25 protein-coding genes are annotated in these 25,129 nt (G+C 69.5%); 14 read left to right on the top strand and 11 right to left on the bottom strand.

Features of this window, described 5'->3' with window-relative positions:
- Positions 1-4: 4 nt before the first annotated feature.
- Both dnaN and dnaA read right to left on the bottom strand, forming a co-directional pair.
- Positions 5-1,156: a DNA polymerase III subunit beta gene (dnaN, locus tag VB059_RS00540; protein ID WP_323420058.1), complete on the bottom strand. Its 1,152-nt coding sequence runs from the start codon at positions 1,154-1,156 to the stop codon at positions 5-7.
- A gap of 475 nt (positions 1,157-1,631) precedes the next feature.
- On the bottom strand, positions 1,632-3,068 hold the full coding sequence (dnaA, locus tag VB059_RS00535; RefSeq protein ID WP_323420175.1) for a chromosomal replication initiator protein DnaA: 1,437 nt from the start codon (positions 3,066-3,068) through the stop codon (positions 1,632-1,634).
- A 443-nt stretch (positions 3,069-3,511) separates the two neighbouring features.
- Between dnaA and rpmH the strand changes: the two genes are divergently transcribed.
- From rpmH to VB059_RS00495, 8 genes are all read left to right on the top strand, one after another.
- The gene (gene rpmH, locus VB059_RS00530; protein WP_153571839.1) at positions 3,512-3,649 is read left to right on the top strand and encodes a 50S ribosomal protein L34; all 138 of its coding nucleotides are present in this window, start codon (positions 3,512-3,514) and stop codon (positions 3,647-3,649) included.
- A gap of 23 nt (positions 3,650-3,672) precedes the next feature.
- Complete coding sequence (gene rnpA / locus VB059_RS00525; RefSeq protein WP_323420057.1) at positions 3,673-4,011, top strand: ribonuclease P protein component; 339 nt, start codon at positions 3,673-3,675, stop codon at positions 4,009-4,011.
- A 9-nt stretch (positions 4,012-4,020) separates the two neighbouring features.
- A complete protein-coding gene (yidD, locus tag VB059_RS00520; RefSeq protein ID WP_323420056.1) occupies positions 4,021-4,356 on the top strand; it encodes a membrane protein insertion efficiency factor YidD in 336 nt (111 codons plus the stop codon).
- A 14-nt stretch (positions 4,357-4,370) separates the two neighbouring features.
- Positions 4,371-5,441: a membrane protein insertase YidC gene (gene yidC / locus VB059_RS00515; protein WP_323420055.1), complete on the top strand. Its 1,071-nt coding sequence runs from the start codon at positions 4,371-4,373 to the stop codon at positions 5,439-5,441.
- A gap of 76 nt (positions 5,442-5,517) precedes the next feature.
- The gene (locus tag VB059_RS14490; RefSeq protein WP_416339464.1) at positions 5,518-6,219 is read left to right on the top strand and encodes a protein jag; all 702 of its coding nucleotides are present in this window, start codon (positions 5,518-5,520) and stop codon (positions 6,217-6,219) included.
- 3 nt (positions 6,220-6,222) lie between these two features.
- Positions 6,223-6,945: a 16S rRNA (guanine(527)-N(7))-methyltransferase RsmG gene (rsmG, locus tag VB059_RS00505; protein WP_323420054.1), complete on the top strand. Its 723-nt coding sequence runs from the start codon at positions 6,223-6,225 to the stop codon at positions 6,943-6,945.
- An 855-nt stretch (positions 6,946-7,800) separates the two neighbouring features.
- Positions 7,801-8,727, top strand: coding sequence for a ParA family protein (locus VB059_RS00500; RefSeq protein ID WP_323420053.1), 927 nt, complete (start codon positions 7,801-7,803; stop codon positions 8,725-8,727).
- Positions 8,727-9,944 carry a ParB/RepB/Spo0J family partition protein gene (locus tag VB059_RS00495; protein ID WP_416339463.1) on the top strand — a complete coding sequence of 406 codons (1,218 nt, stop codon included), beginning with the start codon at positions 8,727-8,729 and terminating at the stop codon, positions 9,942-9,944. Before VB059_RS00500 ends, VB059_RS00495 begins: the two co-directional genes overlap by 1 nt.
- A 415-nt stretch (positions 9,945-10,359) precedes the next feature.
- Here the strand turns inward: VB059_RS00495 and VB059_RS00490 are convergent, their stop codons facing one another.
- Genes VB059_RS00490 through VB059_RS00475 form a run of 4 tightly spaced genes read right to left on the bottom strand, consistent with a single transcriptional unit; the run spans position 10,360 to position 13,972 of the window.
- A complete protein-coding gene (locus VB059_RS00490; RefSeq protein WP_416339462.1) occupies positions 10,360-10,752 on the bottom strand; it encodes a DUF3817 domain-containing protein in 393 nt (130 codons plus the stop codon).
- Between the two features lie 19 nt (positions 10,753-10,771).
- Positions 10,772-11,542 (bottom strand): SURF1 family protein, encoded by a 771-nt coding sequence (locus VB059_RS00485; RefSeq protein ID WP_323420052.1) that lies wholly within the window; start codon positions 11,540-11,542, stop codon positions 10,772-10,774.
- A gap of 2 nt (positions 11,543-11,544) precedes the next feature.
- On the bottom strand, positions 11,545-12,636 hold the full coding sequence (locus VB059_RS00480) for a D-alanine--D-alanine ligase (RefSeq protein WP_323420051.1): 1,092 nt from the start codon (positions 12,634-12,636) through the stop codon (positions 11,545-11,547).
- A gap of 19 nt (positions 12,637-12,655) precedes the next feature.
- Positions 12,656-13,972 (bottom strand): PLP-dependent aminotransferase family protein, encoded by a 1,317-nt coding sequence (locus VB059_RS00475; RefSeq protein ID WP_323420172.1) that lies wholly within the window; start codon positions 13,970-13,972, stop codon positions 12,656-12,658.
- Between the two features lie 91 nt (positions 13,973-14,063).
- Between VB059_RS00475 and VB059_RS00470 the strand changes: the two genes are divergently transcribed.
- Both VB059_RS00470 and VB059_RS00465 read left to right on the top strand, forming a co-directional pair.
- Positions 14,064-14,720 carry a GNAT family N-acetyltransferase gene (locus VB059_RS00470; RefSeq protein ID WP_323420050.1) on the top strand — a complete coding sequence of 219 codons (657 nt, stop codon included), beginning with the start codon at positions 14,064-14,066 and terminating at the stop codon, positions 14,718-14,720.
- Positions 14,717-15,454: a hypothetical protein gene (locus VB059_RS00465; RefSeq protein WP_323420049.1), complete on the top strand. Its 738-nt coding sequence runs from the start codon at positions 14,717-14,719 to the stop codon at positions 15,452-15,454. Before VB059_RS00470 ends, VB059_RS00465 begins: the two co-directional genes overlap by 4 nt.
- 58 nt (positions 15,455-15,512) lie before the next feature.
- Here the strand turns inward: VB059_RS00465 and VB059_RS00460 are convergent, their stop codons facing one another.
- The 5 genes from VB059_RS00460 to VB059_RS00440 form a co-directional block, all read right to left on the bottom strand.
- Positions 15,513-16,034, bottom strand: a complete 522-nt coding sequence (locus VB059_RS00460) for a hypothetical protein (protein ID WP_323420048.1) — start codon at positions 16,032-16,034, stop codon at positions 15,513-15,515.
- A gap of 105 nt (positions 16,035-16,139) precedes the next feature.
- Positions 16,140-16,472 (bottom strand): thioredoxin family protein, encoded by a 333-nt coding sequence (locus tag VB059_RS00455; protein ID WP_323420047.1) that lies wholly within the window; start codon positions 16,470-16,472, stop codon positions 16,140-16,142.
- A 41-nt stretch (positions 16,473-16,513) separates the two neighbouring features.
- Positions 16,514-17,449, bottom strand: coding sequence for a thioredoxin-disulfide reductase (gene trxB / locus VB059_RS00450; RefSeq protein ID WP_323420046.1), 936 nt, complete (start codon positions 17,447-17,449; stop codon positions 16,514-16,516).
- Between the two features lie 205 nt (positions 17,450-17,654).
- Entirely contained in the window at positions 17,655-18,656 is a 1,002-nt protein-coding gene (locus VB059_RS00445) for an LCP family protein (RefSeq protein WP_323420045.1), read from the bottom strand.
- A 117-nt stretch (positions 18,657-18,773) separates the two neighbouring features.
- Positions 18,774-19,376 (bottom strand): hypothetical protein, encoded by a 603-nt coding sequence (locus tag VB059_RS00440; RefSeq protein WP_323420044.1) that lies wholly within the window; start codon positions 19,374-19,376, stop codon positions 18,774-18,776.
- 229 nt (positions 19,377-19,605) lie between these two features.
- On the opposite strand from VB059_RS00440, the gene VB059_RS00435 reads away from it, so the two are divergent.
- The 4 genes from VB059_RS00435 (at position 19,606) to amrS (ending at position 25,070) form a co-directional block, all read left to right on the top strand.
- The gene (locus tag VB059_RS00435) at positions 19,606-20,589 is read left to right on the top strand and encodes a LysR family transcriptional regulator (RefSeq protein WP_323420043.1); all 984 of its coding nucleotides are present in this window, start codon (positions 19,606-19,608) and stop codon (positions 20,587-20,589) included.
- A 29-nt stretch (positions 20,590-20,618) separates the two neighbouring features.
- Positions 20,619-21,917, top strand: a complete 1,299-nt coding sequence (locus VB059_RS00430) for an AI-2E family transporter (protein WP_323420042.1) — start codon at positions 20,619-20,621, stop codon at positions 21,915-21,917.
- Positions 21,918-21,974: 57 nt separating this feature from the next.
- Entirely contained in the window at positions 21,975-23,630 is a 1,656-nt protein-coding gene (locus VB059_RS00425; RefSeq protein WP_323420171.1) for a fumarate hydratase, read from the top strand.
- 363 nt (positions 23,631-23,993) lie between these two features.
- Positions 23,994-25,070 (top strand): AmmeMemoRadiSam system radical SAM enzyme, encoded by a 1,077-nt coding sequence (gene amrS / locus VB059_RS00420; protein ID WP_323420041.1) that lies wholly within the window; start codon positions 23,994-23,996, stop codon positions 25,068-25,070.
- The last annotated feature ends 59 nt before the right edge of the window (positions 25,071-25,129 follow it).

Genomic DNA, 25,129 nt, shown 5'->3' with positions numbered 1-25,129 from the left:
AGGCTCAGTCCGGCAGGCGCATCAGCATGATGACGTGGCGATAGTCGAGCAGCGGCTCGCCGTCGAGGGCCGCCACGCCGGTCAGCAGGCAGGGCTTGCCCGGCTGGGTGAAGGAGAAGTTCACGTACGCCGCATCCAGCGCGCCCAGGGCATCGAGCAGGTACTGCGGGTTGAAGCCGGCCGCGCTCATCGGCTCGGCGGTGCTCTCCAGCACCGCCTCGATCTGCTCCGAGGCGTGGGCGTGGTCGCCGCTGGCCGCCTCGAGGGTGACCTCGCCCTCCCCCATCACCATCCGCAGCGGCGAGTTGCGCTCGGCGACCAGGGCGACGCGCTTGGCGGCATCGATCAGGTCGGCGGTGGCGCATCGTACGGTCAGGGCGGCCTGGATCTCCATCAGGTGGCGGACCCTCGGGAACTCGCCGTCCAGCAGCCGGGTGGTGATCCGGCGCTGGGTGCCGTGCGACTCACCGGCCAGGCCGATGATGCCCTCGCCGCTGCCCGGCTGGGACAGCGCGATGCTCACCGAGTCGCCACCGGCCATCGACTTCGCCGCTTCGGAGAGCACCTTGGCCGGGACCAGCGCGTTGCCACGGAAGTCGGGCCGGGCCGGGGTCCAGCTGAGCTCCTTGAGCGCCATCCGGTAGCGGTCGGTGGCGAGCATCGACAGCGTCTGCCCGTCGATCTCGACCCGGACGCCGGTGAAGATCGGCAGCAGCTCGTCGCGACCTGCGGCGACCGCGACCTGCGAGACGGCCTCGGCGAGGTCGTCACTGGCGACCCGGCCGGTCTCGGTGGGCATCGCCGGCAGCACCGGATAGTCGTCGGTGGGCAGCAGTTGCAGGGTGAAGTGCGCGCTGCCGCAGGTGAGCTCCATCGCGGCGGCGGAGGTGTCGACGGCCACCGTGGCGTGCGGCAGCGAGCGGGTGATGTCGGCGAGCAGCCGCCCGGAGACCAGGGCGGTGCCCTCGTCGTGCACGGTGGCGGGCAGGTCGACCCGGGCCGAGGTCTCGTAGTCGAAGCTGGACAGGATCAGCGACTCACCCTCGGCGTGGATCATCAGGCCGGCCAGGATCGGGATCGACGGGCGCGTCGGCAGGCTGCGGGCGACCCAGGCAACGGACTCCGCCAACACGTCGCGGTCGACTTCGAACTTCACTGGGCCTCCTGAGGGGATCGTTCTGGCCACCCGATCATATCGACTGCGCAGCCCCCGGGCTCCCGAGTGGCCGGACCGGTCCGGCCCTGCTCCTGCGTCGTTGTCATCGATATATGGATACAGCAGTAGTCATAGGTCGTGTGGATACTGTGGAGAAGTGCCGTCTCCCCTAGTCACCCATCGAATGACCGTCCACAGGAGTGGTGGACTACTGGAAATCACATGGGTGGAAGATGTGGACGTACGGATCGGCCGTCCACCGCGATCCTCATCCTGTCCGCAGGCGACCCGGGGGCTGTCCACAATTATCCACAGCCTCGTCCACACGTGTTGACAAGAACGATGTGGGACAAAATCGACGACCCGGGCAGACCGTCCGGGCAGAACGAAGCCCCCGGGAGGTCCCGGGGGCTTCGCGGTGGGGTCAGGTGGGTCCGCAGTGGGTCAGGCGCGGTGGTGGGTCAGGTGCGGCGGGTCAGACCTGCTCGGCCTTCTGACGGATCCGCGTGGTCAGCTCGGCGACCTGGGTGTAGACCTCCCGGCGCTCCGAGAGCAGCTGGCGGATCTTCCGCTCCGCGTGCATCACCGTGGTGTGGTCGCGGCCGCCGAACTGCTGGCCGATCTTCGGCAGCGACAGGTCGGTGAGCTCCCGGCACAGATACATGGCGATCTGGCGGGCGGTGGCGATGTGCTGCGTGCGCGACGTGCTGCACAGCTCGTCGACCGTCAGACTGAAGTACGACGCCGTCTGCGCCATGATCAGGCCCGAGGTGATCTCCGAGCCGTTGCCGGCCGGGATGAGGTCCTGCAGCACCACCTGGGCGAGCGGCAGGTCGACCGGCTCCCCGTTGAGCGAGGCGAACGCCGCGACCCGGATCAGTGCCCCCTCGAGCTCGCGGATGTTGGTCTGGATCCGCTCCGCGATGAACTGCAGCACCTGCGGGTCGATCGCCAGCCGCTCCTGCTCCGCCTTCTTGTAGAGGATGGCGATGCGGGTCTCCAGGTCCGGCGCATGCACGTCGGCGATCAGGCCGGACTGGAACCGCGACCGCAGCCGCGGCTCGAGCGCCTCGAGCAGCTTCGGCGGCCGGTCGGAGGTCATCACGATCTGCTTCTCGGCGTTCTGCAGCGTGTTGAAGGTGTGGAAGAACTCCTCCTGGGTCTGGATCTTGCCCTCGAGGAACTGGATGTCGTCGATCAGCAGCACGTCGACCTCGCGGTAGCGGCGCCGGAACTCGACGGTGTTGTTCTCCGAGATCGCGTTGATGAACTCGTTGGTGAGCTCCTCGGTGGAGACGTAGCGCACCCGCGCATCGGGGTAGAGGTGTAGTACGTAGTGGCCGACGGCGTGCATCAGGTGGGTCTTGCCCAGCCCGGAACCGCCGTAGATGACCAGAGGGTTGAACACCTTGCCCGGAGTCTCGGCGGCCGCCCGGGCCGCCGCGTTGGCCAGCCGATTGGACGGGCCGATGATGAAGTTGTCGAAGGTGTACTGCGGGTTGAGACGGCTGCTCTCCAGGACCTGGCCGTTGAGGTGGCCGTCGCGGCCGGTGTCCGGGTTGGGCCGGGGCACGAACGGACCGACCCGCTCACCGCTGTCGAGCTCCTCGTTCGACCACTCGTCGTCGAGCTCGTCATCGGTCGACTCCGGCGCCTCCAGCGGCAGCTCGGCGATGTCGAGGGCGATGTCCGGGTCGACGGTGACGGCCAGCCGGGTCATGTGCCGGAAGCAGTCCGACAGTGCCTCCTCGATCCCGGGGCGCAGCCGGTTCTCCAGTTGGTCGCGCGTGTACTCGTTCGGGACGGCCACCATCACGGTGTTCTGGACCACGGTCAGCGGCTTGGTGTTGCGCAACAGGCCGCGATGTCGGGCTCCGGAGTGCTTCACGATGTAGGCCCAGGCCTCGGGCAGCTGGTCAGTGGTGAACCGCGGGTGTTCGGGGGTGCTCCCAGTCACGCGTGCCCTTCCTGTCCTCGATGCGGTCCTGCGGGCGCCGCATCCACACATCTTTCCACAGGTGTGGACAACAGATCTCGCCCGGCGTGACGGGTGCCACGGGGGCTGCTCCAAGGGGGGCTGGTGTGCGGTTGTCGGCGGAGGCCGGAAGGCCCGAGGGTACTCGGCCGGTCCGACCCCTTGCAACATCACTCAGGACTTCTCACCGGCCGGTCGGCGTGGCGAGTGGACAACTCCTGCAGGCAGGATCTTTGCACCGGTGGAGGTGGGTCGCCAGCGGTTCGTGGAATTGCCTTTGTCGGCCCCTCCGCGTACCGTGGACCGGTCACCACCGTGGTGTCCGTACGCGTATCGGCCCCTCGGTACGTCCTGTCGATCTCAGTCCTTGGGAGATATTCGTGAGCAAGCGCACCTACCAGCCGAGCAACCGGCGTCGGGCCCGTACCCACGGCTTCCGCACCAAGATGCGGACCCGTGCCGGTCGCGCCACCATTGCCCGTCGTCGCGCCAAGGGTCGCGAGAAGCTCTCCGCCTGATCGTACGACGACCTGTCGCACGGATGTTGCCCAACGGCGCTCGGATGCGTTCGTCCGATGAGTTCCGGCTCACGGTGCGCCGTGGGGTCCGTGCGGCACGACCGAGCGTCGTGGTCCACGCGCGCCTCGGAGACGACCCGCCTGCCCAGGTGGGTTTCGTCGTATCCAAGGCCGTGGGGAACGCGGTGACCCGGAACCGTACGAAGCGGCGCCTGCGCCACCTGGCAGCCGATCGGCTGGCCGGGTTGCCGGCGACCGCACGGGTGGTCGTCCGGGCGCTGCCGGCGGCCTCGGCCACTCCGGAGCGCCTGGTCGAGGACTTCACCACGGCGTGGGATCGCGCCCTTGCCCGGATGCGCTGAGGGACCGGGATGAAGTACCTGCTGATCGGCTTGTTGAAGCTCTACCGGGCCGTGATCAGTCCGCTGTACGGGCCGGTCTGCCGCTACTACCCGTCCTGTTCCGCGTACGCCCTGGAGGCGGTGCAGGTGCACGGGGCCCTGAAGGGCAGCTGGCTGGCCGCCCGCCGGCTGGGGAGCTGCCATCCGTGGGCCGCCGGTGGCTACGATCCCGTACCGGGAACACCCGCAGCCGAGGAGTGGGCCGAGGAACAGGCGGCGAAGGCCCGTCCGACCGCCGACGGACTCCACTACGAGCCGGGCGTGCCGGCCGGCCCCGATGATTTGTCCACCCGCTCGACGTCGTAGAGGTCTGCACCGTTATGGATCTGCTCCTGCCGCTCCTGGTCCCGCTCGCCGGGATCAATGATTTCTTCAGCGCCCTCGCGCAGCCGCTCTACTGGGTGGTCTCCGGCATCATGGTCGGCTTCCACTGGCTGCTGGCGCCGATCTTCGGCGCCGGGAGCGGTGCCGCGTGGGGCCTGTCGATCGTGCTGCTGACCGTGACGGTCCGCGCCGCGATGATCCCGCTGTTCGTCAAGCAGATCAACAGCACTCGCGGCATGCAGGAACTGCAGCCGAAGCTGAAGGAGCTGCAGAAGAAGTACGCGGACGATCGGGACCGCCTCGGCCAGGAGACGATGAAGCTCTACAAGGAGGAGGGCGTCAACCCGATGGCCTCCTGCCTGCCGCTGCTCATCCAGATGCCGTTCTTCCTCTCCCTCTACCGGGTGATCGACGGTGCGGCGCGCGGCCAGGCCCGTGGGTCGTGGCTGGCGGGTCCGCAGAACCAGCAGCTGCTCGACTCCCTGACCCACGCGACGATCTTCACCGTCCCGCTGTCCGGCCGGTTCTGGCCGTTCGAGAACGGTTTCGGCGGGGTCCAGATCCTCACCGCGATCATGACGATCGTGATGGTCGTCGCGCAGTTCTTCACCTCGCGCCAGATGTACACCCGCAACATGTCGCCGCAGGCGATGACCGGGCCGATGGCGCAGCAGCAGAAGATGATGGTGTACCTCTTCCCCGCGATGTACATCTTCTTCGGCACCACGATCCCGATGGGTGTGCTGATCTACCTGCTCACGACGACGCTGTGGTCGTTCGGGCAGCAGGAGTGGATCATCCGCAACAACCCTTCCGCCGGCACGCCGGCGTACCTGGACTGGGAGGAGCGGATCCGGGCCAAGGGTCTCAACCCTCGCAAGGTGCGTCCCGGTGACAAGCTGACCCGGGCGCGGATCGCCGAGCTGAAGGCGGCCGAGGCCGCCGAAGTGGCGGAGCAGCAGGCTGCGGCGCCGAAGAAGGAGAAGAAGACGCCGCCGCCCTCGGCCGCCACCCGGCACCAGCCGACGCAGAGCAGCCGGGCCAAGCGCACCAACAAGAAGAAGTAGGTCGTACCCGGCGCCGGGCCCGCCGGTGTCCGTACGCACCCCTTGGTTCTCACCGTTCTCCCCGAGGAGTTTTCCCATGACCGATACGGATGTCAGCGCCGAGACCGTGGACCCGTCGCCGGAGGTGTCCGGCGGACCTGCCGCCGGCAGCGAAAGCCAGGACGCCGAGCAGGCGGCCGGCGCCCACGACGAGCTCGACCCGCAGGAGGACACCACGGCGGCGCCCGCTGCCGAGGATGTCGACGACGAGGCTGACGAGGCCGATGCCGACGCCGGTGAGGGTGCCGACAGCGACGACGAGGACGAGGAGGAGGAGCTCGACGGACCCCTCGACGTGGAGGGTGAGGTCGCGGCCGACTACCTGGAGGAACTGCTCGACATCGCCGATGAGGACGGGGACATCGACACCTTCGTCGAGTCCGGCCGGGCCCACGTGTCGATCATCACCGACAGCGACACCCTGATCGGCCGCGACGGCGAGGTGCTCGAGGCGCTCCAGGAGCTGACCCGGCTGGCCGTGCTGGTCGAGACCGGCCACCGCAGCCGGCTGATGCTGGACATCGGCGGTCATCGTGAACGCCGGCGTCGTGAGCTGCAGGAGATGGCTGCCGACGCCATCGAGGAGGTCAAGGAGACCGGCGAGTCGGTCCGCCTCACCGCGATGAACCCGTTCGAGCGCAAGATCGTCCACGACGCGGTGGCCGCCGCCGGGCTGTTCTCCGAGTCCGAGGGCGAGGAGCCCAACCGCCGGGTCGTGGTGATGGCGTCCGAGGACTGATCGATGTCGGACACGATGCCGCCCGGCGACGCCCAGGTCGAGACTCCCGACCCGGACATCGTCCGGGCGGTTTTCGGTCCGCAGGAACCGGTGATCCGCGCCTATGCCGACATCCTCGCCACCCGCGGGATCACCTGGGGGCTGATGGGCCCCCGGGAGACGCCCCGGTTGTGGGAGCGCCACCTCTTCAACTGTGCCGCGATGATGGATCTCCTCCCCCACGGCTGCACGGTCGCCGATGTCGGCTCGGGTGCGGGACTGCCGGGCCTGGTGCTCGCGATCGGCCGCCCGGATGTCCGGGTCAGTCTGATCGAACCGTTGCAGCGACGGGTGAACTTCCTCGAACTGGCCGTCGCCGAGCTGGACCTGGGCGAGCGCGTCGAGGTGCTGCACGGTCGGGCCGAGGAGTTCGATCCCGGAGTCGGGTTCGACGTGGTGACCTCACGCGCCGTCGGTGCGCTGACCAAGCTGATCGGCTGGTGCCTCCCGCTGGTCCGTCGGAGCGGAGTGGACCGTGGTGGTGCGGACCGTGGTGGTGCGGACCGTGGCGGGGAGATCCTCGCCCTCAAGGGTGCCAGTGCGATCGCGGAGGTGGAGAAGGCCACCAAGGAGCTGCGCAAGGCGGGGCTGAGGGCCGAGGTGCTGAACGTACGCGCCGATCCGCGCACCGAGCCGACGACGGTGGTCCGACTCATCCGGACCGGTCGGCCGCACGTGTCCGCGTAGCCACCGCTCCGATCCGCGTCGCCACCGCTCCGACGTCGGGTTGCGCCCGATCGTCAGCGCCGGTCGCGGAGTGAACCACGTGCATCGGACGGGGATCCGAGGCCAGGGTACGGCGTCCACCGGTCCGCCTCAGGCGCCCTGAGGGGCTCGTGAATGCTTCGTCAGGAGCGATTTTGAGCGAAGTGATGGCCTGGCCAGGGGTCTTTCTTTCCCGGAGATCGCCCGAGAAGAGCTGTGGAAGAAGCCTTTCCGGCACCCACCGGCGTCCGGCGGCCCACTCCGCTGCGCCCCACTCCCTAGGCCCGGCTCCCGCAGGTCCCGCTCCCCTACTCGTCCGCTCCCCGGCTCCGCCGCTCGTCTACTCCCCCGCTCGTCTGCTCCCCCGGGCCCCACTTCTCCACGTCCTCACTCCTCCGCGCGGGTGATGATGTGGACCTCATGGTGCGAGGGAACGGGTCGGAGCCGACACCCTCGCGGTCGCGGTCTACTGGAACACAGGCGCGATGTTTCACGGGAAACATCTGTGCGGACAGCCGGTCGACCAGCACGGGGTTCCGGCACGGGTGGGCCGGCCGGTTCAGCTGGGACTCCGCGGCTGCCCGGCATGTGGGGCACGGTGATTTCGAGGGATGATCGACCCGATGTCGATCTATCTAGCTATCTAAAAGATGTCCTAGATTAAGAGATAGACACCGATGATCGTGATGTTCGGGACCTGGTGAGAGACGATGTGCATGAATCACGGACGTGTGATTTCATGGAAGTCACACGCTGAACGGTTCGCAGAATTGTCTGAACCGTGGATCAGGATGAAGCTCGAAAGCTTCCTCGCCGGCCGTGAAAGGTTCAACACACATGGCTCTTCTGAAGCGTCACGCCGCGACCCCCAAGGGGCCGAAGCGGGCCCTCTACGAGATGGATGAGACCCCTGAGATCGAGCCCCCGGATGATCTGGACGATGTTTCACGTGAAACACGGGCCCCGCTCCCCCGCCCACCGGCGCCGCGCGTCATTGCGGTGGTGAACCAGAAGGGTGGGGTCGGGAAGACGACGACCGCGGTGAATCTGGCTGCCGGGCTCGGCTTCGGAGGACTCAGTGTTCTGTTGATCGACCTCGATCCACAGGGCAACGCCTCCACGGCCCTCGGTGGCGAGCATCGCAATGGTGAGCCCGGCACCTATGAGGTGTTGATCGACCAAGCCGCCATCGCCGATCATGCACAGCCGTCGCCTGAGGCCCCGAATCTCAAGGTTCTGGTGGCCACGATGGACCTGGCCGGCGCCGAGATTGAGCTCGTCTCGGTTGTTTCACGTGAAACACGGCTCAAGCGGGCCGTTGACGCGTACGTCGCTGACCATGACGTCGACTACATCATCATCGACTGTCCCCCCTCGCTGGGCATCCTCACCGTGAACGCTTTCGCCGCCGCCGAGGAGCTGCTCATCCCGATCCAGTGTGAGTACTACGCCCTCGAGGGGTTGTCCCAGCTGCAGCGCTCGATCTCGATGGTCCAGGCCAACATCAACCCCTCACTGGCACTCCGCACCGTGATCCTGACCATGTTCGACGGCCGTACGCGACTGTCGTCCGATGTTGCCGGACAGGTCCGGCAGTACTTCCCTCGGGAGACGATGGAAGCCGTCATCCCCCGATCCGTCCGCATCGCAGAGGCTCCCAGCTACGGGCAGACGGTCATCACCTACCAGCCGGCCTCTGCCGGCGGGAAGGCCTACCTGGAGGCAGCCGAAGAGTTGGCACGACGCGGAGCGGAGCAGTACTGATGGCAGAACGACGAGCAGGACTCGGGCGTGGACTGGGTGAGCTGTTCCAGCGCACCGATCTGGAGGCCCCAGCACACCCGGTCGATCAGCATGTCATTGTCGACAAGCTGCACGGTGCCAAGCCCGGGGAGAGCCCCGCCCGGTCCCAGGCGTCCACGGCCCGCCCGACGGCCTCGCGAACCACCCAGGCGCCGGCCGAAGCAACACGCACGACCGACAACTCCCCGGTCAACGCGAAGCGTGACGGGGCTCCGGGGGCCCCGCAGGAGGCCGAGAGGTCGCAGGGCGTCCGGAATGTGCGGGAGGCCCAGGCGATCGTGACCGACGACGCTGCGGCGGTCGAGGCGGACGCTGCCACCACCGAGGGAAGCAATGGTGGACGTGAGGGCGTCGTCGACCCGGCCAATGGCTACTACGCGGAGATCCCGATCGAGCGGATCCATGCCAATCTGAAGCAGCCTCGGCAGGTCTTCGATGAGGATGCCCTCCAGGAGCTGGTGGGATCGATCCGTGAGGTCGGACTACTGCAGCCGATCGTCGTCCGTGAGGACGGCTACGGCGCGTACGAACTGGTCATGGGGGAGCGCCGGTGGCGGGCATCCGCCCTTGCCGGACTGGAAACGGTGCCCTCGATCGTGCGCGAGACCGCGGACGACGACATGCTCCGCGACGCCTTGCTGGAGAACATCCATCGTGTCCAGCTCAACCCGCTGGAAGAGGCGGCAGCTTACCAGCAGCTGATGGAGGACTTCGGCTGCACCCAGCAGGAGCTCGGAGCCAGGATCAAGCGCTCCCGGTCCCAGATCGCCAATATGATCCGACTGTTGAACCTTCCACCATCAGTGCAGCGTCAGGTGGCCGCCGGTGACATCTCGGCGGGACACGCCCGGGCCCTGCTCGGGCTGCCGGACCGCTGGGCCCAGGAGCGGCTCGCCACGCGGATCGTCACCGAGGGGCTGTCGGTGCGGAAGACGGAGGAGATCGTGGCCGGCGGCTCCGACCAGGGTCCGCAGCCCGGCCGGCGCAACGGACGCGACCGTGATCCGCGGCTCCAGGAGCTCTCGACCCAGCTGGGGGACTATTTCGACACCCGGGTCGAGGTCACCCGTGGGGCGCGCAAGGGCAAGATCGTCATGGAGTTCGTCTCCGAGGAGGATCTGCAACGGATCATGGACCTGCTCCAGCCAGGGAGCCGTCGCCCGGCCCGTACGGCCTGATCCACCACCTCGACAGGTAGCGAGACCGAGAGGCCGCCGGTAGTCCTGCAAGGGGTGTGGAGCCGGACAAGGTGTGGAGCCGGACGAGAGGCCCGGTGAGCCAGCGAGGATCGTACGCCCATGGACCCACGCCCACGGTCCATACGTGCACGGACCGTGTGCCCATGGACCGTAGGCCCACAGGCTGACACGTATCTGACGAAGGCCCCCGGGATGATCCGGGGGCCTTCGTCATATCTTCTTGCTGTGCCGCACGCCTGCTGTGGTCTGCTTGCTTGTCGGGTGGGTGTGCTCCCGGGTGGGGGAGGGGAGCAGGTCCGTGCCACTCCGGCAGCGCGTGATCGGGCTCTCTGGAGCTTTCTAGTGTTGATCCAATAATCTCTGAGAGTCTCTGATCGACCGCCCCAGGAGGTGACTACTCGACCTCGCCGGTGCTCTCGACGGCCACCTCGGGGCCGGTGATCACCGCGGCGGCGTCGGCCTGCGCGAGACACCCACGGACGTTGCGGGTGGCGTAGTGCTCTGCGACGAAGGACAGGAACGGCACGGTGCCGGCCAGCGCGATCAGCAGCAGATTGACCCACGGCCAGGCGACCCGCCGGCCGATGTCGTACGCCGTGATGAGCAGGGCCATGTACAGCCATCCGTGGGCGACACCGAGGTACGTCACGAGGTCCGGCTGGTGCCAGATGTACTTCAGCGGCATCGCGACGCAGACGAGAACGACGAGCAGGACGCCGACGACCCACGCCATGATGCGATAGCGGGTGAGGGCGGCCAGGGTGGCGGAGCGCTTCTGGGGATCCATGTTCCTCTGTTCCTAGGGGTCAGGACATCCGATCGGGATCGGGTCCTTTCTCATCTTGCGTGATGAGACCAAGATCGGCGAGTCGGCGCCGATCGGCGGCACGGCCGATGTAGGTGGCCAGGTAGATCGCGAAGCCCAGCGCACACGCGGCGAACACCCACCACTGCAGTGCGTAGCCGAAGTTCTGCACCGAGCCGCGCCCGGACGGCAGCTGTGGTGTCGCCGCCGCCAGGCCCTGCGCGGCGGCGAGGTCGGCGGGCAGCGTCACGTAGCCGGCGATCATCGGATCCTGCCAGCGCTGCACCAGCACCGGCAGATAGACCGAGCCGATCTGCCCGGTCGGCAGCGCGCCGGTGCCCTCCTTGTCCGAGGCGAGCAGCACGCCGTGCTGGTCGACGGTCCCGGTGGGCGCCGCCGGGGCAGTGGCGCCGGTGGTCTCGCCACGGACGACCGGGACGAGCGTGCCGTCCGAGGTCCTCAGCGGCGTGAGCACCCGAAAGGTGCCCGGCTTCCCGTCGACCGGGATGAGCAGCTCCTCCGCGGGCACGTACGTGCCGCTGAATTCGACCGTACGTCCGTATCCGTCGGTGATCTGCTGTCCCGCCCGGGCGACCTCCGCCAGCGGGACGGCCGGCTCGTTCATCCGCGCGACGGCACCGCTCTGCCCCTGGTCCTGGAAGACCTGCATCTGCCACAGCCCCAGCCCGATCATCACCCCGGCGAGCACCAGGCCGACGACGACCAGGGCGACCTGCTGGACCCGGGTCCGGACGAGGCTGGTCGACGCCATGGTCAGCGGAGGCGGGCCTGGTGCACCAGGGCCTCGCAGAGCTCTCCCAGGTCGAGGCCGGCGGCCTCGAGTTCGAGCGGGACGAGGGAGGTCTCGGTCATCCCCGGCGCGACGTTGCACTCCAGGAAGTGCGGCACCCCGTCGCGGATGATCATGTCGGTGCGGGAGATGTCACGCAGGTGCAGCCGTTCGTGGACGCGCAGGGCCATGTCGGCGCAGGCGGCGGCGACGTCATCGGGCACCTCGGCCGGCGTGATGAAACGCGTCGAACCGGCGGTGTAGCGCGACGAGTAGTCGTAATCGCCCGAATCGGGGCGGATCTCGACGGCCGGCAGGGCCTCAGGGCCGTTGCCGCGGTCGATCACCGTGACGGCCACCTCGATCCCGTCGATGTAGGTCTCCACCACCGCGACGTCGCCGTACGCGTACGCGCCGACCATCGCCGAGGCGAGCTCGCCGGGGACGGCGACCTTGGTGCAGCCGAGTGACGAGCCGGAGCGGGACGGCTTGACGAACATCGGGTAGCCGATCCGTTCGCCCAGCGCGTCCATCAGGGCACGGGCGCCCAGCTCGCGGAACACCTCGTCGGGCAGGGCGACCTGCTGCGGGGTGGTCAGTCCGATGCCGCGGATCACCGAGGTGGCGATCGACTTGTCGAAGGCCACCCGGCTGTCGGCCCCGGTGGCACCGACGAAGGGGACGTCGAGCAGGCCGAGCACCTCGCGCAGCGAACCGTCCTCACCGGTGGCGCCGTGCACGACGGGGAAGACCACCGGATCGTCCAGGTCGCGCAGCAGGGTGATCAGGTCGGAGTTCACGTCGGACTCGACCACGGTGCAGCCGCGGTCGCGGAGGGCCTGGGCGACTCGGCGCCCCGAACGCAGCGACACCTCGCGCTCGTGGGACAGGCCGCCGGCCAGCACCACGATGACGCCCAGGTCAGGGCCGGAGAGCGGAGCCGCGCCCGCGGCGGCGGTGGTCCCGGTGGACGAGGTCCGGGTGTCCGAGGTCTCGGTGGGTGTCGCGTCGTTCGGGGTGGTCCCGGTAGCGGCGGTCCCGCTCGGGGCGGTGGTCTCGTTGTCGGTGGCGGTCATCATTCCTCCTGGAGGCTCGTCACGCCTGGTCGGGGCGGGGGCTGGTGGGCTCGACCACGCTGTGCGGGTGCGTCGCACCCGGGTGGAGGCCGAACGTACGGTTCAGCTGGGCCTCGCGGTCGAGCACCTCCCCGAGGCGGCGTACGCCCTCCCGGATCCGCTCCGGGGTGGGGTAGCAGTACGACAGGCGGATGTTGCGGGCGCCGAGATCATCGGCGTAGAAGGCCGTGCCCGGGGTGTAGGCCACCCGATTGGTCACCGCCCGGGGCAGCATCGCCTGCGAGTCGATCCCGGCCGGCAGGGTCAGCCAGACGAAGAACCCGCCGCGGGGATGGGTCCAGCTGCTGCCGGCCGGCATGTAGTCGCGCAGCGCGGCGAGCATCGCGTCGCGACGCTCCCGGTACATGTCACGGAAGACGACGATCTGGTGGCGCCAGTCGTGCACCTTGAGGTACGTCGACACGGCGTACTGGGAAAAGGTCGGCGGGGACAGCGTCGCGGACTCCTGGGCCAGCACCAGCTTCTCCCGGACGGCGTGCGGGGCGAGCACCCAGCCGACCCGGAAGCCGGGGGCGAAGGTCTTGGAGAACGAGCCCATGTAGAGCACCTGCTCGCTCTCCATCGACCGGATCGCGGGCAGCCGTTCGCCCTCCAGGTCGAGCAGGCCGTACGGGTTGTCCTCGACGATGAGCAGGCCGGTCTCCCGGGCCACCTCGAGGATCGCCCGGCGACGCTCCAGCGTCATCGTGATGCCGCTGGGGTTGTTGTAGTTCGGGATGGTGTAGAGGAACTTCACCTTCTTGCCGGCCGCGGTGAGGGTCAGCATCGCCTCCCGGAGCCGCTCCGGCACCAGGCCGTCCTCGTCCATCTCCACGTGGACGACCTGCGTCTCGTACGAAGCGAACGTGCTGAGCGCCCCCACGTAGCTGGGCGCTTCGGCGAGGATGACGTCGCCCGGGTCGCAGAAGATCCGGGTGATCAGGTCGAGGGCCTGCTGGCTGCCGACCGTCACGGTGACGTCGTCGGGGTGCGCCCGGATGCCCTCCTCGGCCATCACCTCGCAGATCTGTTCGCGCAGCATCGGCTCGCCCTGGCCGGAGCCGTATTGCAGCGCCTTGGGCCCGGCGGGGGACTGGATCATGTCGCTCAGCGCGTCGGCGACCACGTCGAGGGGGAGATCGGCGATGTTCGGCATGCCGCCGGCGAGCGAGACCACCTCGGGCCGGTTCGCGACGGCGAACAGAGCTCGTACGGCCGACTCCTTCATCCCGAACGCTCGAGCGGCGTAACGGTCGTGGTAAAGGTCGAGTCGGGTGTCGCGGCGTTGGTGTTCCATCGAGCTCACCCCGCCCAGTGTGCCACTGCACCCCGCCGGGGGGGCTCGGTGTTCAGATTGTCCGTGCCGTACGCGGGAATAGGATGTGGGCATGGCCGGCGGTGAACAGCTGAGGGTCGAGCCGTTGCAGCCCGGTGGGGTGGCCCGGCTCCCGATGGTCTGCGCCGACTGCCCCCTGCCGCACCGGGTCCCGCCGGGGAGCGGGCAGTCCTGGGTGTACGCCGCCGCTCACACCTGGGGGTTCTGCGGCGTGGCGGCCCGGATCGGCGACACCGTCGTCGGACACATCCTCGTCTCCCCACCGCTGAACGCCCCCGTCCGCGGGCCGTACGCCTCGGCCGGGGTCAGTCCCGATGCCGCCGTCATCCTCCAGATGTACGTCGACCCGGACCACCGGGGCCGCGGCATCGGCACCCGGCTGCTCGAGGAGCTCGCCGCGCTGCTGGTCCGCCGCCGGGTCGCCGGGCTGGAGATCCGCGCCTCGCGGAAGGGCCCGACCTGCATCGCGCCGCCGGAGGACTGGCTGCTGGTGCACGGCTTCCGGGTGCTGCGGGAGGACGCCTTCGCGGCCCGGTTGCGGATGGACCTGCGGGCGACCCGGACCTGGCTGCCGTCCTGGTCGGCGCTCGCCGACGGGCTGCGCTCGCTCGTCGGCCGGCCGGCACCCGCCGGCCCCGAACCGGCCCGGCGTCCCGCCCCGGGGCCCGAGCCGGCGCAGCGGTCCCACCCCCGTAGGCTGTCCCCGTGAACGAGAGTGTCGAGGACATCCGGGACAAGGTCGCCGAAGCGGCCCGCCACATCCTGCCCGCCGCGCCGCACGGCGCCGGTGCCCAGGTCGCCCCGCTGAGCGAACAGCAGCTGCGGGTCACCTACCGGGACGGCAGCTTCCGGATCCTCGACGTGGGCGGCTTCGTCGCCGTCGGCAATCTCACCGACAAGGCGATCCACGACTGGACGTACGCGATGCTGGTGAGCACCGGGCCGCTGCCCTCCTCCGTGCCGGTGAACGAGCTGGCACCGACCCTGGTCGGCACCGACCTGCCCGGCTGGATCCTGTCCCGGCCGGTGGGCGAGGGCCTGCTCGAGGCGATCTCCCACGGCGAGGGGTACGTGTCGACCGCCGACCTGTCCGCCTGGGAGGTGGATGCCGAGCAGGTGTTCTCCGCCGTCCGGACCCGCTTCGCGCTCACCCCGTTCGAGCCGGTCACCCGCGTCGACGGCGTGGTGGTCGTCTCGTCGGAGGACTGGACCGCGAGCGCCTGGGCGCTCTATCCGACCGTGCTGAAGATCGCCCTCGGCGTCTTCGACGCGCCGGCGCTGGTGTGGCTGCCCGACTCCGGTCACCTGGTCGCCGCCCCGGCGAACAACCCGGCCGCCCGCGAGGCCGCCCGGGCCGAAGCGGCCCGGATCTACGCGCAGTCCCCGCGGCCGCTGTCGCTGGAGGCGTACGTGTCGCACAGCCGGTACCTCGAGCGGGCCTGAGGGCGAGGGCGCGCCGGGGCCCGGCGGATCACAGCGAGGTGGGTCACGGCGGGCCGGGTCACTGCGAGGCCAGCGCCTGGACGACCAGGCTGCTCTGCGAGACGACCTGTTCCAGCGTCTGGTTGACCAGACCGACCCCGACCACGGCGGCGTTGTCGCCACGGACCACGCAGACGTCCTGACCGGTGCTGTAGCGCCCGCACATGCCGGCCCCGACCTGGTGCACCGCCGTGATGGAGAGATCGTTGATCAGCGTGGTGGTGTCGCTCACCGGGCGGACCGCCATCACCAGGAGCTCCTTGTCATTGCCCTTGTAGTACGTGCCGGTGACCGTCTGGGCCTGGCCACCGCCCAGCGCCATCGTCGTCGGCGAGGGCTGGGCGTTCGGGTCGATGACCAGGTCGCCGGCCTTCCGGGGCAGCACGATCGGGGTGGTGGCCGGATTGGCCGAGGACGACCGCGAGCCCGCCTGCGAGGACAGCCAGCCGATCAGGACCACGACCCCCAGGACGACGACCGCGGCCGCGATCGACACCATGATGGTCATCCGCTTGGGGGATGTGTCACGGGCAGTGCTCATCGGATCCTCCGCTCGGTGTCCCTCGGTGAGGGCGCGCGACCTCCACAATAACCGGGCACCCGAGGGCCCCCGGACCCCCGGGACGCACCGTCGGGCGAGCGATCGTCAGGCGAGGACGGACTCGACCGCGTCCTGCAGCTCCATCTTGGTCCGGGCGCCCTGGAAGCGCCTGACCTCCCGCCCGCCGACGAAGATCTGCACCGTCGGCACCCCGTGGACGCCCTGCTCGGCCGGCGTGACGGGGTTCGCGTCGGTGTCCAGCCGGACGAACCGGACGCGGTCGCGGAACCGGGTGGCGAGCTCCTGGAGGATGGGGTCCAGCTGGCGGCAGGGGGAGCACCAGGCCGCCGAGTGGTGGACGACCACCGGCACAGCGGCGCTGAGCACGCTGTCGGCGAAGGTCGCATCGGTCACGGCGTCCAGGGGCTGGTTCTCCACGGGCCGGGAGTCTAGCCCGCCCCCGGGGCAGCGCCGGCGGCTCAGGCTCCCCGGGCGGCGAGCCAGCGCTCGGCGTCGAGGGCTGCGGAGCAGCCGGTCCCGGCGGCCGTGATGGCCTGCCGGTAGGTGTGGTCGACCACGTCACCGCAGGCGAAGACACCGTCCAGGTTGGTGGCGGTGCTGTCCCTGGCGACGCGTACGTAGCCGCCCTCGTCGAGCTCGACCTGACCGCGGAAGAGGTCGGACCGGGGGTTGTGCCCGATCGCGATGAACAGGCCCTCCACCGCGACATCGCGCAGGTGCCCGGTCCGGGTGTCCTTCAGGGTGACCGACTCGACCTTGCCGTCGCCGTTGATCCCGGCGACCTCACTGTTCCAGGCGAAGTGGATCTTCGGGTCCGCCATCGCGCGGTCGATCATGATCCGGGACGCGCGCAATTGGTCGCGGCGGTGGATCATCAGCACGGAGCTGCCGAACCGGGACAGGAAGGTGGCCTCCTCGACGGCGGAGTCGCCGCCGCCGACCACGGCGATCGGCTTGTCGCGGAAGAAGAACCCGTCACAGGTGGCGCACCAGGAGACACCGTGGCCGGCCAGCCGGTCCTCGTCGGCCAGGCCGAGGCGGCGGTAGCCGGAGCCGGTCGCCAGGATGACCGCGCGGGCGTGATGGGTGTCGTCGGCGGAGTCCTTGACCACCTTGACATCGCCGGTGAGCTCGACGTCGATGACGTCCTCGGTGATGAACTCCGCACCGAACTTCTCCGCCTGGGCGCGCATCGCGTCCATCAGGTCGGGGCCCTGGATGCCCTCGGGGAAGCCCGGGAAGTTCTCCACCTCGGTGGTCGTCATCAGGGCACCGCCCGCGTCGACCGCGCCCTCGATGACCAGCGGCTTCAGCTGGGCCCTGGCGGCATAGATGGCTGCGGTGTAGCCTGCCGGGCCGCTGCCGATGATGATCAGGTCGCGTACGTCGCTCATGGGGTTCCTCGCTCGGGGGTCGGTCGCCGGGACAACCGTTCTGCCGGTCCCATTATTCCCATGCCTGCCGTGGCCCGGTGCCATGCCCGCCGCATTCCCGCGCCCGGCGCCGGGGTGTCCCGGGCCCGCTGCGGATGCTTCCACTGTCGTGCCGGATGTTCCCGTGGCCGGGACCGGCGGTGTTCCGTGGCCGCGACCGGCGGGCTCAGCCCTGCGGGTACTTGGCCCGGTACTGCCCGAGGGTGTCGTGCGCCAGGGCGTCCTTCAGCTCGGTGAGCTTGGCCTGGTCGACGATGTCGATCGCCTGCTTGTCGGCCGACCGGCCGGTGCCGGCGACCGGGGCCTGCATCAGGTGGATGTCGTCGCCGGTGATGCCACGCATGGACATCGCGGTCTTCACCAGCTCGGTGTCGGTCAGTGCGCTGTCGACGGTGAGGTACTTCGAGAAGCTGGCCACGAAGTTGGTGAACTGCCCCGGGTTGGCCAGCACGTCGGTGCTCAGCGCCTTGCGCCCGATCGCCTGGACGACCGTACGCTGCCGCTCCGCGCGGTCGAAGTCGCCGCGGGGCAGGTCGTAGCGCTCCCGGACGTACGCCAGTGCCGCGTCGCCCTGGATGGTGATGTTCCCCGCCGGGAAGTTCATGTCCTGGTGGCTGGCCGTCGGGTTGTAGACCTCGACCCCGCCCAGCGCGGTGGTCATGTCCTTGAAGCCCTGGAAGTCAGTGGTGACGATGTGGTCGATCGGGATGCCGAGCAGATCCTGCATGGTGCGGACGGTGAGCGCCTGGCCGCCCCAGGAGTAGGCGGCGTTGATCTTCGCCTGGCCGTGGTCGGGGATCGGCACCCACATGTCACGGGGGAAGGAGATGATCGTGACGTCCTTGCGGTCGGCCGGGATGTGCACCAGCATCAGCGCGTCGCTGCGGCCCCGTTCCTGGCTCGCGTCGCGGGTGTCGGTGCCCATCAGGATGATGTTGAGCGCGTCGCCCTGCTTGGCCTGGGGGGTGATCACACCGCTGGTGCGATGCACGTTGTTGTCGAAGCTGCTGCGGATCGCGTTGAGATAGATGCCGAGGGCGCCGACGACGACCAGGACGATGGCCAGCAGCGCGCCGACCGCGATCAGCACCGGATGCCGCTTCTTCCGTGGCGTACGCCCGGGGTCGCCCGCGGCGGGAGCGCCTGCTGCCTGGAAGATGTCGGTCATCTGCAATCCTCGATAGTCCTGCGGTCCCGCCCGTCGGCGCGGACCGTGTCCGGTGGCAGGCGGACCCCCCACGGGTCCGTCGGCCGGACACTGCCCCCCAGTCTGGCGATCCGAGGCTCAGTTCCCAACCGCGGAGCCCTGGAATTGGACCGCATTGTGCGTCCCGTCACGTGGATCGACGTTGATCGTCACGTTCCCGGCGTCAGCGCGGGGAACGGCGAAGCCGACGTGCACCTTGCGCTGCGCCCCGGCGGGCACCGGGCCGGCGAACCCCACGCCGAAGGTGCCCCCGGCGTCGCTCAGCATCACCGCACCGACGGCGTCGCGGTAGTACCCGTGGATGACCAGCCCGCCGGCGTCGTACGGGGCCGCGGTCCGGTTGGTGATCACGACGTCGGCCGCGACGACCTCGCCGCCGGTGCCCTCCGCGCCGGTGACGCCCGCCGGGGCGGTGGCCGCGGTGAGCCCGTCGATCTGGACCGACAGGCCGTCGGGGAAGTCCGCCGCCTGGTCGACGGTCAGCTTCTCCCCGATCGGCGGGGTGGTCGGTGCATCGGTCGGGTCGGCGGGTGCCGAGACGGCCGCGGTCGCCCCGGAGCCGGGCAGGACGGCCGTCGAGCCGGCCGTGGGCGTGGTCGAGGTGGCGTCCGTGGTGCCGGGTGCGGAGCAGGCACCGAGCAGGGGCAGCAGGAGCAGGAGGGCGGCCACGCCGTTTCGCATGCCCCGACGGTAGCCGATCCGTCCGGGTGCCCCGCGGGGCGGCGCGCGGGCCCACGGTGACCGGCCACGACCAGCGGCGGCTCCCGGTACGGCGACGGGGATCCCGATACTGCGACCGGCCGCGACCGGCGGCGAAATCGGGGTACGGCGACGGCCGGGGCCCGGAGGTCCGCGGAGTGAATCACATCAACTTATGGATGTCAGAAGAAGTATCACGTAGAATCGTCCCATGATCGAGGTCAAGCACCTGCGGCTCATCGCTGCCATCGACAAGTACGGCACCCTGTCGGGGGCCGCCCGCGAGCTGGGCCTGTCCCAGCCGGCGATCACCCAGCAGATGCAGCGCCTCGAGAAGGAGCTGGGCACCCCCCTGGTGACCAAGCAGTCCCGCGGGGTCAGCCTCACCTCGGCGGGTCGGGTGCTGCTGCGCCACGCCGGTCAGGTTCTCCCGTCGCTGTCCCGGGCGGAGTCGGAGATCGCCGCCATCGCCGGTCTGCGTGGTGGTGAGATCCGGATCAGTGCGTTCGCCTCCGGCGCCGCAGCGCTGCTGCCGCGGGCGCTGGCCCGGATGGCCGACGAGCACCCCGGCATCAGCTTCCGGCTGGGCGAGGCGGAGACCGAGGAGTCCCTCGATCTGCTGCGTAAGGGCGACTGCGAGATCGCGCTGGTGTACGAGTACCACTCCGAGAACATGACCCTGCGCCGCCCGGAGCTGCGCCACGACCCCGACGAGATCTGGCAGACCGCGCTCGAGGAGCACATCTGGCTGGCGATGCCCCGCTCGCATCCGCTGGCGGTCGAGGCCGAGGTCGACGTCAGCGAGCTGCGCGGGGCGCGGTGGATCTCCGGCTGTCCGTCCTGTCAGGGCAACCTGGTCGACGTCTGCTCGGTGGCCGGGTTCCAGCCCGACATCACGTACGAGACGGACGACTACATCGCCCTGCAGGGCCTCGCCGCAGCGGGGCTCGGCGTCGCGCTGCTGCCCGACCTGATGCTGATGGCGACCAGGCACGACGCCGGCCTGGTGCTGAAGCCGCTGCTGCAGAAGCGGTTCCGCCGGGTCTCGGTGGTGACGACGAAGGCGCTGGCCTCGGTGCCGGGGGTGCTGCAGACGATGCAGGCCATCGTCGAGGTGGGCCAGGGCCTGCCCCTGCCGGAGGCGGTCGAGGAGTCGGTCGCGGAGGTCGGGGAGCCGGTCGCGGAGCTCGCCTAGTCCGGAGCCTGCGGGACCGAGGAGCCACCATGACCGAGCCCACCCCGTACGACCCGGGTCCGTACGATCACGCCCCGTACGACCCGGGTCGGCCCGCCGGGCCGCGGCGGGCCCGCGGGACCGGCCTGGTCCGCGACGACACCCCGCTGCCGATGGGGGTCAGCCTGATCATCATCGCGGCGGCGCTGGTCGTCGTGGCGGTCGGGCTGCGCTACACCGCGGGGATCATCGCCCCGACGTTCTTCGCCCTCACCCTGGTGCTCACCGTCGGCCCGATGCGGCAGCGCCTGGTGCGCCGGCACCTGCCGGGCTGGCTGGCCAGCCTGCTGATGCTCCTGCTGCTGTACGCGATCATCTTCGGCATCCTGGCCGGCTTCGCCGTGTCGATCGTCCAGCTGGTGGCGGTGCTGCCGCGGTACGCGGGGACGGTCAACGAGATGTCGACCCAGGTGCTGGCCTGGCTGGCCGAGCGCGGGCTCGACACCTCCAACGCGACGCTGCTGCTGGGCCAGATCGATCTGGGCCGCATCATCACCGTGCTGCAGGGCCTGCTCGCCGGGGTGTCCTCGGCCGGCACGATCATCTTCGTGCTGGCGATGGCGGTGGCCTTTCTGCTGGTGGACTCGACCGAGATGGAGGGCCGGCTCGCCTCGTTGCGGCAGTACCAGCCGTACCTGGCGGCCGCGCTCGGCGACTTCGGCTACCGGGTCCGCCGCTACTGGGTGGTCAACACCCTGTTCGGCCTGATCGTCGCGGCGCTGGACACCGTCGTGCTGTTCGCGCTCGGGGTGCCGTTGCCGCTGGTCTGGGGGCTGTTCGCCTGGGTGACGAACTACATCCCCAACATCGGCTTCGTCATCGGCCTGGTCCCGCCGGCCCTGCTCGCCCTGTTGGACGGCGGGCCGGTCGAGGCACTGATCGTGGTGATCGCCTATTCGGTGCTCAACTTCGTCATCCAGGCGGTCATCCAGCCGAAGTTCACCGGCGACGCCGTCGGGCTGAACACCACCGTGACGTTCGTCTCGCTGGTCTTCTGGACCGTCGTGATCGGCGCGCTCGGCTCGATCCTCGCCGTGCCGCTGACCCTGTTCGCCAAGTCCCTGCTGATCGACTCCAGCCCCCGGCTGACCTGGGTGAACGTCTTCCTGCGCTCGAAGGACGCCGAGGAACCGCCGATCCGCCCGCACTGGCCACCCGTGCACGTCCCCTCACTGCCGCGCTGGCTGCCGTGGTCGGCCCAGACCGGCCCGCGCCGACCCGAGCGCGGCCGCCTCGGCCCGGAGGACGCCGACCCGCGCGAGCGAGGTCAGGGGGGCGTGGAAAAATGACAGCACACTGTGATCCGCACGAAGGAGTGATCCGTGACCGAGTTCTTCTATGAGGACATGCTGCCGGCCGTCAAGCCGGACGAGACGCCGTACCGCCTGCTCACCACTGAGGGCGTCCGGACCGTGGAGGGACCCGGTGGGCGTACGTTCCTCGAGGTCGACCCGGAGGCGATCACCCTCCTCACGGAGACGGCGATGCACGACATCGCCCACTTCCTGCGCCCGGCCCACCTTGCGCAGCTGCAGAAGATCCTGCACGACCCCGAGGCGTCGAACAACGACCGGTTCGTCGCACTCGACCTGCTGAAGAACGCCAACATCGCCTCCGGCGGCGTGCTGCCGATGTGCCAGGACACCGGCACCGCGATCGTGTCGGCCCACCGCGGCCAGCACGTGCTGACCTCGGTGCAGGACGAGGAGCCGATCTCCCGCGGTGTCTTCAACGCGTACACCAAGCTCAACCTGCGCTACTCGCAGAACGCCCCGCTGACGATGTGGGACGAGAAGAACACCGGCTGCAACCTGCCCGCCCAGATCGACATCGCCGCCGACACCCATCCCGGTCACGAGACCGAGTACGAGTTCCTCTTCATGGCCAAGGGCGGCGGCTCGGCCAACAAGTCGTACCTCTACCAGGAGACCAAGGCGATCCTCAACGAGGACGCCATGATGACCTTCCTCGACGAGAAGCTGCGGACTCTCGGCACCGCCGCCTGCCCGCCCTACCACCTGGCCGTGGTGATCGGCGGTACCTCCGCGGAAGCCGCGCTGAAGGCGGCGAAGTACGCGTCCGCGAAGTACCTCGACACGCTGCCGACCGAGGGGTCCGCGACCGGCCACGGCTTCCGTGACCCGGAGATGGAGCAGAAGGTCCTGAAGCTCACCCAGGACTTCGGCATCGGCGCACAGTTCGGCGGCAAGTACTTCTGCCACGACGTACGGGTCGTCCGGCTGCCCCGGCACGGCGCCTCGCTGCCGGTGGCGATCGCGGTCTCCTGCTCCGCCGATCGGCAGTGCAAGGGCAGGATCACCCCGGAGGGGGTGTTCCTCGAGCAGCTGGAGTTCGAGCCCGGCCACTACCTGCCCGACGTCACCCACGAGCACGTCGGCACCGAGGACGAGGCGGTCCGGATCGACCTCAACCGGCCGATGGCCGAGGTGCTCGCCGAGCTGAGCCACTACCCGGTGAAGACCCGCCTGTCGCTGACCGGCACCCTGGTCGTCGCCCGCGACATCGCGCACGCCAAGATCCGCGAGCGGCTGGACGCCGGGGAGCCGATGCCGCAGTACCTCAAGGACCATCCGGTGTACTACGCCGGCCCGGCCAAGACCCCGCAGGGGATGGCGTCCGGCTCCTTCGGCCCGACCACCGCGGGCCGGATGGACTCCTACGTCGACCAGTTCCAGGCCGCGGGCGGGTCGATGATCATGCTGGCCAAGGGCAACCGGTCGAAGGCCGTCACCGACGCCTGCGCCGAGCACGGCGGCTTCTACCTCGGCTCGATCGGTGGCCCGGCCGCCCGGCTGGCCCAGGACTGCATCAAGAAGGTCGAGGTGCTGGAGTACCCCGAGCTCGGCATGGAAGCCGTCTGGCGGATCGAGGTGGAGGACTTCCCGGCCTTCATCATCGTCGATGACAAGGGCAACGACTTCTTCTCCCAGGTGAGCAAGCCGATCGCCCGGACGATCCCGGTGCGCGAGGGCGCGAAGTAGGCCCGCTCCCCGCTCGCCGCTGACAGCCCCGCCATCCCGAAGGGGTGGCGGGGCTGCGCCGTGCCCGGTGGGCCGCCCGGCTGGTGGGCCGCCCGGCCGGTGGGCCGGTGGGCCGGGGAGGCAGTTGGTGGGCCGGGGTAGTGACGCCGAGGGCCGCGGCCGTCGGCCCCAGGGCGGCGTCGGGGCGGTGGCGCTGCAGCCTGGTGCGCAGGAACCTCAGGGGTAGAATTCGCTCAGATTCATCCGGGCGTTTCCCTGACATCTCTGTCCATCCCGTCCGTACGGGGTGGATTCCCGGCAGCAGGACCAGGCCCCTCCGGGGCCGGCCGGACCCGTCCGGGGAGTGCTCGGCAGGAGGACTCCGTGACCACTCCGTCCCACCCCGCCCGCTACTGGCACGCCCTGGACGACGGACGTCTTCAGTGCGACGTCTGCCCTCGTGAGTGCCACCTGCGGGACGGCCAGCGGGGCTTCTGTTTCGTCCGGATGCGGGAGGGCGACCAGATCGTCCTCACCACGTACGGCCGGTCGTCGGGATTCTGCATCGACCCGATCGAGAAGAAGCCGCTCAACCATTTCCACCCCGGCACGTCGGTGCTGTCGTTCGGCACCGCCGGCTGCAACCTCGGCTGCAAGTTCTGCCAGAACTGGGACATCAGCAAGTCGCGCGAGATGGACCGGTTGATGGACCAGGCCTCACCCGAGCAACTCGCCGTCGCCGCCCGGACGTACGGCTGCGACTCCGTCGCCTTCACCTACAACGATCCGGTGATCTTCACCGAGTACGCGATCGACACCGCACTGGCCTGCCGGGAACGCGGCGTGCACACCGTCGCGGTGACGGCCGGCTACGTGCAGGGGCAGGCCCGCCGGGACTTCTTCGCCGTGATGGACGCGGCGAACGTCGACCTCAAGGGGTTCACCGAGGACTTCTACCAGCGGCTCACCGGCGCCCACCTGCAGACAGTGCTCGATACGCTTGTCTATCTCAAACGCGAGACATCGGTATGGTTCGAGATCACCACGTTGCTGATCCCCGGCCAGAACGACAGTGACGAGGAACTGCGGGCGATGACGCGGTGGATCATGACCGAGCTCGGCCCCGACGTGCCGCTGCACTTCTCCGCCTTCCACCCCGACTGGCGGATGCAGGACACCCCGGCCACGCCCCGGGAGACGCTGGTCCGCGCCCGTGAGATCGCGATGGAGGCCGGCCTGCACTTCGTCTACACCGGCAACGTCCACCACCGCGACGGGGACACCACCTTCTGCCCGACCTGCCGATCCGCGCTGATCGTGCGCGACTGGTACGACCTGCACAGCTACCGGCTCACCCCCGAGGGACGGTGTCCGGACTGCGGGACCGCCATCCCGGGCCGGTTCGCCGCCGCGCCGGGGCACTTCGGGTCACGACGGATCCCGGTGCGGCTGGCCCGCTGACCGGCAGAAGAGCCCACCGACCCGGCCGCCAGCTGCCAGACTCGCTGACATCACCCGAG

Source organism: Raineyella sp., from assembly GCF_034933565.1.
GTDB lineage: Bacteria > Actinomycetota > Actinomycetes > Propionibacteriales > Propionibacteriaceae > Raineyella.
Note: the sequence above shows the minus strand (reverse complement) of the source record. Positions and strands in the feature narration are given on the sequence as shown.

What these genes read in the sequence shown, in the direction of transcription:
- VB059_RS00485 (WP_323420052.1), bottom strand. Translation starts at nt 11,542, where the DNA reads ATGGCGTCGACCAGCCTCGTCCGGACCCGGGTCCAGCAGGTCGCCCTG.
- VB059_RS00480 (WP_323420051.1), bottom strand. Translation starts at nt 12,636, where the DNA reads ATGACCGCCACCGACAACGAGACCACCGCCCCGAGCGGGACCGCCGCT.
- yidC (WP_323420055.1), top strand. Translation starts at nt 4,371, where the DNA reads ATGGATCTGCTCCTGCCGCTCCTGGTCCCGCTCGCCGGGATCAATGAT.
- VB059_RS00425 (WP_323420171.1), top strand. Translation starts at nt 21,975, where the DNA reads ATGCTGCCGGCCGTCAAGCCGGACGAGACGCCGTACCGCCTGCTCACC.
- VB059_RS00435 (WP_323420043.1), top strand. Translation starts at nt 19,606, where the DNA reads ATGATCGAGGTCAAGCACCTGCGGCTCATCGCTGCCATCGACAAGTAC.
- VB059_RS00440 (WP_323420044.1), bottom strand. Translation starts at nt 19,376, where the DNA reads ATGCGAAACGGCGTGGCCGCCCTCCTGCTCCTGCTGCCCCTGCTCGGT.
- VB059_RS00495 (WP_416339463.1), top strand. Translation starts at nt 8,727, where the DNA reads ATGGCAGAACGACGAGCAGGACTCGGGCGTGGACTGGGTGAGCTGTTC.
- VB059_RS00445 (WP_323420045.1), bottom strand. Translation starts at nt 18,656, where the DNA reads ATGACCGACATCTTCCAGGCAGCAGGCGCTCCCGCCGCGGGCGACCCC.
- VB059_RS00470 (WP_323420050.1), top strand. Translation starts at nt 14,064, where the DNA reads ATGGCCGGCGGTGAACAGCTGAGGGTCGAGCCGTTGCAGCCCGGTGGG.
- VB059_RS00430 (WP_323420042.1), top strand. Translation starts at nt 20,619, where the DNA reads ATGACCGAGCCCACCCCGTACGACCCGGGTCCGTACGATCACGCCCCG.
- VB059_RS00490 (WP_416339462.1), bottom strand. Translation starts at nt 10,752, where the DNA reads ATGGATCCCCAGAAGCGCTCCGCCACCCTGGCCGCCCTCACCCGCTAT.
- yidD (WP_323420056.1), top strand. Translation starts at nt 4,021, where the DNA reads ATGAAGTACCTGCTGATCGGCTTGTTGAAGCTCTACCGGGCCGTGATC.
- VB059_RS14490 (WP_416339464.1), top strand. Translation starts at nt 5,518, where the DNA reads ATGACCGATACGGATGTCAGCGCCGAGACCGTGGACCCGTCGCCGGAG.
- VB059_RS00460 (WP_323420048.1), bottom strand. Translation starts at nt 16,034, where the DNA reads ATGAGCACTGCCCGTGACACATCCCCCAAGCGGATGACCATCATGGTG.
- rsmG (WP_323420054.1), top strand. Translation starts at nt 6,223, where the DNA reads ATGTCGGACACGATGCCGCCCGGCGACGCCCAGGTCGAGACTCCCGAC.
- rnpA (WP_323420057.1), top strand. Translation starts at nt 3,673, where the DNA reads ATGTTGCCCAACGGCGCTCGGATGCGTTCGTCCGATGAGTTCCGGCTC.
- VB059_RS00500 (WP_323420053.1), top strand. Translation starts at nt 7,801, where the DNA reads ATGGCTCTTCTGAAGCGTCACGCCGCGACCCCCAAGGGGCCGAAGCGG.
- trxB (WP_323420046.1), bottom strand. Translation starts at nt 17,449, where the DNA reads ATGAGCGACGTACGCGACCTGATCATCATCGGCAGCGGCCCGGCAGGC.
- VB059_RS00475 (WP_323420172.1), bottom strand. Translation starts at nt 13,972, where the DNA reads ATGGAACACCAACGCCGCGACACCCGACTCGACCTTTACCACGACCGT.